The sequence below is a fragment of the uncultured Ralstonia sp. genome (assembly GCA_913056305.1).
Lineage (GTDB): Bacteria > Pseudomonadota > Gammaproteobacteria > Burkholderiales > Burkholderiaceae > Ralstonia.
Genome location: CAJXMR010000258.1, coordinates 1 through 5,930, shown reverse-complemented (window position 1 = coordinate 5,930; position 5,930 = coordinate 1). Strand labels below are relative to the sequence as shown.

The window sequence follows — 5,930 nt, the reverse complement described above, 5'->3', positions numbered from 1 at the left end:
GACGGCTATCTTGACCGGTCTTGGGGGGCAACACGATGGCGGCGCTTCCTTGCGCGGGCCTGGTGGCTGTACCGCAATCCCGCCTACGGCTGGGATTACTGGCCCCTGGGCGTGTCTTTCGATCCGTCTGCATGGCGCGTGCTGCGCTACATCGATACCGACACTCTGACGCTGTTCGTAGCGATCGGCAATGGCTTCAACCTGTATTACCGCGGCCGCTTCGGCATGTTGAAGCTGGGGTGGAAGGCTTGGAACTGCTGGGATGGCAGCAATTGGAAGGCCGAACCGTTTGGGCCGTCGTGGCGACTGCCTCTGGCATTCACAGTATCGCCGTTCAAACGTCGCGTGTCGCAGCCAGCTGCGACCTAGACGAGAGAAAGACGGCGACCTGACCGGTGCTGCAAACACCGGCCAGGCCAGCCGACCCGCAGACATACCCTGCAAGTCAACCCTAGGCCGCCACTTTTGACGTCAAAAGCCCGGTGAGTTTAGCGGAAGTTTTAACGCTTGCAGATGCACACCAACGATATCCGCTGCGGCCACTGTGGCCGCAAACTGGCCAGCGGCCACTACGTGGTCCTGACCATCAAATGCCCGCGCTGCCGTGGCATGAATCATCTGAGGGCCGAGAGCCCCGAACAAGCGCGCCCGCGAGCGCCTGAAAACCGGGAGTCTCATGGACGCGAGTCCGATCATTCCATGGCTGGGCGGCAAGCGCCGCCTGGCTGACAAGCTGCTGCCGTTGTTTCCATCGCACGACTGCTATGTCGAGGTGTTCAGCGGCGGCGCGGCGCTGTTCTTCCTGCGCCAGGTGCCGGCAGGCGTCGAGGTGTTAAACGACATCAACGGCGAGCTGGTCAACCTGTACCGTGTGGTGCAGCACCACCTGGAGGAGTTCGTCCGGCAGTTCAAATGGGCGCTGTCGTCGCGCCAGGTATTCAAGTGGCAGCAGATGACGAACCCCGAGACTTTGACGGACATCCAGCGCGCCGCGCGGTTCTTCTACCTGCAGCATCACGCCTTCGGCGGCAAGGTCGACGGCCAGTCCTACGGCACGGCCACCACCGCGCCGATGGTGAACCTGCTACGCATCGAGGAGAACCTGTCGGCCGCGCACCTACGGATGAATGGCACCAACATCGAGAACCTGGCTTGGCAGGAGTGCGTGCGCCGCTATGACCGGCCGCACACGCTGTTCTACATGGACCCGCCGTACTGGCAGACCGAAGGCTACGGCGTGCCGTTCGGGTTCGAGAACTACCAGGAGATGGCCGAGCTGATGCGCACGTGCAAGGGCAAGGTCATGGTGTCGATCAACGACCACCCGGACATCAGGGAGGTCTTTGCTGGCCACCACATGGCCGAGCTGGATATCAAGTACAGCCTTGGCCAGGCGCACGGCAGGCCGCAGACGAGTGGCGAACTGGTCATCACGAACTGGAAGCCGGGCGACGGCTGCTTGTTCTAGTTCCCTTTAACCAGCGTTTCGCTGACATGGCAAGATCTAGGGTCATTTCACTGGAGGTGCCATGCCAGCAAGTCCCGACCGCGCACGTGACCGCAATATCCGGGGTCACATAAAACAGCGATACGCCACAGCGCTGGAGCAGGTAGATGAGCGGCCGTACTGGCAGTGGCTGGTGGGCGGCGAATGCAATTTTGGGTGCAAGCGTTGCTCCCCACGAGACGAAAGGGTATTTCACTACACCGATCCAATCTGGCAGCGACTTCCGCCTCTCCATACTCGATGCGGATGCCGTTTTCGGTCCTTGTCGCAGCGTCAGGTCGATGAAATGGGGCTGCAGGTGTCAACCGGGGCTGATTTCATGGACGCGCAAGGAAAGCCTAGCCAGCCGCCCCTGGCTGAAGGTTAAACGGCTGAGCGTCGCGTGCAAAGTGTGAGGGACGGTGCGAATTGGGCAAGGCAGCAACTTAGGACATGCTCCGGGTATCGCCTTGCTACCATTTACGCTGCAACGCTCGCTTATGCAGCGCAACTATTGGAGATGGTGCCGTGGGAAATACGACCGTAGCTGTTCTCTCTGGTGTATTCGCCATCTTGGTGGTGGTCGTCACCTACTTTTTAACCAAGTGGCGTGAACACGAAGCCGACTGGCGAAAGGCCAAACTAGAACACTATCGAGAGTACGTCGCAGCGCTATCCGGGGTGGTGCAAGGGCGGAATGTCACTCGTGAAGCGCACGCTCGCTACGCAGACGCTGTCAATGCTCTAACGCTCGTGGCATCGCCTTCTGTTTTGACAGCCCTATACGCGTTCCAGGATGAGATTTCCTACCGTAACACCCAACGTAGCGGTGAGCGCCACGATCACCTAGTGAACGTGCTGCTGCGAGAGATGCGTCACGACGTCCGCCCCCCACAGCGGCGCAGCTATGGGTCTGAACTCTCTATCAGGCTCATGTCGGTACCCCCGCCACAGGACGGCAGTATGCCTTGATCTGAGTGCGCCAAACCTCGCGCAAAACCGAGCCAGGCCGCGCGCGCCGTTACAGGTGGAGGCGGCCACGGAATCGCGCATCCACCTGGTACCGGCCAAGTAAGCCGCCGGCCAGGCTGGCAGCGCCAACAAAAACGCCACCGCTGTACGATGCGGTGGCGTTTTCCTTTGGTTCACCGATGGGAGTTCCGATGAAACCAGCCCTTCTCGTCGCACTGACCGCCGTGCTGCTCGGCGCCTGCTCCAACCAGCAGATGTACGACACCGCACAGAACTGGCAACGCAACCAGTGCAACCACCTGGCCGACAACGATGCGCGCAGCCAATGCGAAGCCCGCGCCAAGACCTCCTACGACAGCTATAACGACGCGCGCAACAACGCGACCGCCCGCTAGCCCGTGACAATCTTGACAACGTTCTAATTGGCTTCCCTGCCGGGGTGACCGAACATCGAGACATGTCACACCGCAACCGGGGGGTTCCATGTGTGTCCATGTCAAGGCGCGTCGACGCCTGCTGTCGGGCGTCGTCCTGTGCAGCCTCGCGTGCCCACTGCTGGCACAGGCCCAGAGCGCCGTCCTGCGTGTCACCGGCCGGATCGTGCCGGGGTCGTGCGTACCGGAGCTGACCGGCGGCGGCAACGTCGATTTCGGCGACATTCCCGCCACCACGCTCCCACGCACCGGCTACACCGATCTCGGCACGCGCCAGACCGCGCTCAAGGTGCAATGCCCCTTGCCGACCACCACCGCGATCCGCATCACCGATGAACACGCCGGCACACAGGTCGATGCGGCGCGCGCGGTACTCGGCAGCACATTAGCGACGTCGCAACTCTTTGGCTTGGGGCGTGCGGAAGGCGCAGGCGTCGGCGCCTATACCGTGCGGCTGACCACGCCCGCGACGGTGGATGGGAAAGCCCAGCCGCAGACGCTCGTCTCGCCCGATGGCAAGCAGTGGGCAACGGCGCAGGGCACGGTGTACCTGGACGGCAGCGGCGCACAGGCCTATGCCGCCGGCCAGCGGGCCGCCATCGCGCGCGGCAAGACGATGCTGTATCCGCTCACCGTGCACGCCGCGCTCAACCGGGCCGACGCCCTGCCGCAGGACAAGGTCATCGGCCTGGCCGGGCAGGCGACGCTGGAACTGGTGTATCCCTAGGCGGCCTGTGCTTGCGCCAGCGCGGCGCGCACAGCCTCGGCACGCGGGATGGGCGCGACGGCGCTATAGCCGGTGGTCGAGATGGCCGCGGCCACATTGGCGTAGCGTGCGGCTTCCACCGGCGAATCGCCCGCCACGATGCGCGCGACGAACGATCCGCCAAAGCAGTCGCCCGCCCCCGTCGCGTCGATGGCATGGACGGTGTGGCGCGGCACCAGCGTGCGCGACTCTGGCGTGGCCACGTAGCAGCCTTCCGCGCCCATCTTCAGCGCCACCAGCTTGACGCCCCAGCCCAGCAGCGTATCGACGATGCCGTCGCGGTCATGGCAATCGAGCAGCACGGTCACGTCATCCCAGCTCGGCAGGCAGAGGTCGCACGTGCGCATGGCCTCCTGCATGACGCCGCGGGCACGGGCCAGCGGCCACAGGCGCAGGCGCAGGTTGGTGTCGAACGAGACCAGCACGCCCGAGGCCCGTGCATGCGACATGGCGGCTAGGCCGGCATCGCACGCCGTGTCGCTGATGGCCAGGCTGATGCCCGACAGGTGAAACGCCTTGGCCGCCGCAATCGCCTGCAGCGGCAGTTGCGCGGTCTGGAAGCGGCTGGCGGCGGAACCTGCGCGCAGGTAGTCGAAGTGATGGCCGCGCGCGTCGTGCGAGACGAAGTACAGGCCGGTGGGGGCCTGCTTGTCGGTATGCACGTAGGTGTGGTCGACGCCCTCGGCCTGCCACAGCGCGCGCAGGGCCTGGCCGAAGCGGTCGCCGCCCACCGCGCTGATATAGGCGGTGCGCGCGCCCTGGCGTGCGGCGGCAATGGCGAAGTTGGACGTGTCGCCGCCGTAGCCGAAGGTCCACGACGTGCTGCCGCCATCGGCTTGATTGGCCTGGTTGAACTCGATCAGAGCTTCGCCATAGGCGAGGATGTCTGCCATGGACGCCCCGCTCAGAAGTACGTTTGCACGACGTCGACGACGTTGTACGCGTCATCGATGATCGGGATCTGGCGCCACTTGTCGAACGTCAGGCACGGGTGCGAGATGTCGAAGGCGATCATGTCGCCAACCTTGATGTCGTCGCCGGGGGCGATCTTCAGATAGGCGTGCTGGTCCATCATGCCGGTGACTTCCCAGTGCGCGGGCGTGGCCGTGGGTGTGGCGTCACCCGGGCGGTAGCGTTGCGCGGGCAGCGGCAAGCCTGCATCAAAGGCGGCATCGCGTTTGCCCAGTGCCACGATGGCGCGCTCAGCTTCCGGTACCGATTGCACGTAGGCCCACAGTTGCAGCGCCGGCAGCAGGCTGGAGCGCATCTTGTGCGCGACCGGGTTGCTGGCGTCAATGCGGGCCTGCGCGGCGCGGTAGATGCCGACGTCGTGCGTCAGGTAGCAGCCCGGGCGCAGCACCACGTCCAGCGCCTGGCCGATATCGGCCTTGGCGAATTCCTCGGCCACCACGTCGTACCACGCCGAGCCGGCGCCGGTCAGGATGGCCGGGTTGCGCTGCAGGCGGCCGGCGCGGGCCAGATCGCCGACGACCTGCACAGCACGCTGCAGGAAGGCGCGGATGTCGCCCTCTTCCTTGATCACGCCCTCATACACCTCGACGCCCGCCAGCTTGACGGCGCCATTGGCGCGCGTGAGCGCATCGAGCACCGATTGCAGTTGCGCGTCGTCGCGCACGCCGGTGCGGCCGCCCTGCACGCCCAGCTCGATCAGCACCTGGATGGACTTGCCCGCCTTGCCGAAGTATGCGGCAAGCTGGTCCACTTGGTCCGCCCCATCCACCAGGCAGAAGAATTCGAACGACGGATCGGCCAGCAGCTCGGCCAGGATGGCCATGTTGCGCTTGCCGACCAGTTGGTTGGCCATCAGCACACGGCGCACACCATGTGCATAAGCGACGCGCGTCTGGTGCGCGGTCGCCAGCGTGATCCCCCACGCGCCGCCGGCCAGTTGGCGCTGGAACAGGCGCGGTGCCATCGTCGTCTTGCCATGCGGCGCAAGCTTGGCGCCGTATTCGCCCACGAAGCGCTGCATCCAGGCCAGGTTGTGTTCCAGGCGCGTCTGCGACAGGACCGCCACCGGCAGATTCAGGTCTTCGTTCAGCACGTTCCAGCGCTGCGCGGCGACCTGCTCCGGCGTGCATGCGGCTTCCAGCGCACCCAGCCCCTTGTCGAGCGGGTTGACGACAGCGGCGTTGTCTCCTTGGTACTTTGTATCACTCATGGGAATCGACTCGTATGCCTTTGGGGGTAAACATTGGGTTGACACAATGATAGTGGCGAAACTATTCTCCGGGCCAGCCTGTTACAAAGT

At 64.4% G+C, this 5,930-nt stretch carries 7 protein-coding genes; 5 read left to right on the top strand and 2 right to left on the bottom strand.

Going from position 1 to position 5,930, the window contains the following annotated elements; genetic code table 11:
* The 5 genes from QZ609_RS23655 to QZ609_RS23635 all read left to right on the top strand — a co-directional run.
* A partial coding sequence (locus QZ609_RS23655) for a hypothetical protein (protein WP_295500078.1) occupies window positions 1-369 on the top strand: 369 nt, incomplete at its 5' end.
* A 144-nt stretch (window positions 370-513) separates the two neighbouring features.
* Window positions 514-729, top strand: coding sequence for a Com family DNA-binding transcriptional regulator (locus QZ609_RS23650; RefSeq protein ID WP_295500076.1), 216 nt, complete (start codon window positions 514-516; stop codon window positions 727-729).
* Window positions 677-1,468: a DNA adenine methylase gene (locus QZ609_RS23645; protein WP_295500074.1), complete on the top strand. Its 792-nt coding sequence runs from the start codon at window positions 677-679 to the stop codon at window positions 1,466-1,468. Before QZ609_RS23650 ends, QZ609_RS23645 begins: the two co-directional genes overlap by 53 nt.
* Window positions 1,469-2,649: 1,181 nt before the next feature.
* Window positions 2,650-2,853: a hypothetical protein gene (locus tag QZ609_RS23640; protein WP_295500073.1), complete on the top strand. Its 204-nt coding sequence runs from the start codon at window positions 2,650-2,652 to the stop codon at window positions 2,851-2,853.
* Between the two features lie 88 nt (window positions 2,854-2,941).
* Complete coding sequence (locus QZ609_RS23635; RefSeq protein WP_295500071.1) at window positions 2,942-3,619, top strand: DUF1120 domain-containing protein; 678 nt, start codon at window positions 2,942-2,944, stop codon at window positions 3,617-3,619.
* Here QZ609_RS23635 and QZ609_RS23630 read toward each other — a convergent pair.
* A complete protein-coding gene (locus QZ609_RS23630) occupies window positions 3,616-4,551 on the bottom strand; it encodes a sugar kinase (RefSeq protein WP_295500069.1) in 936 nt (311 codons plus the stop codon). The two genes, QZ609_RS23635 and QZ609_RS23630, sit on opposite strands and share 4 nt — an antisense overlap.
* Before the next feature lie 11 nt (window positions 4,552-4,562).
* Window positions 4,563-5,840: an amino acid deaminase gene (locus QZ609_RS23625; RefSeq protein ID WP_295500067.1), complete on the bottom strand. Its 1,278-nt coding sequence runs from the start codon at window positions 5,838-5,840 to the stop codon at window positions 4,563-4,565.
* Window positions 5,841-5,930: the final 90 nt, after the last annotated feature.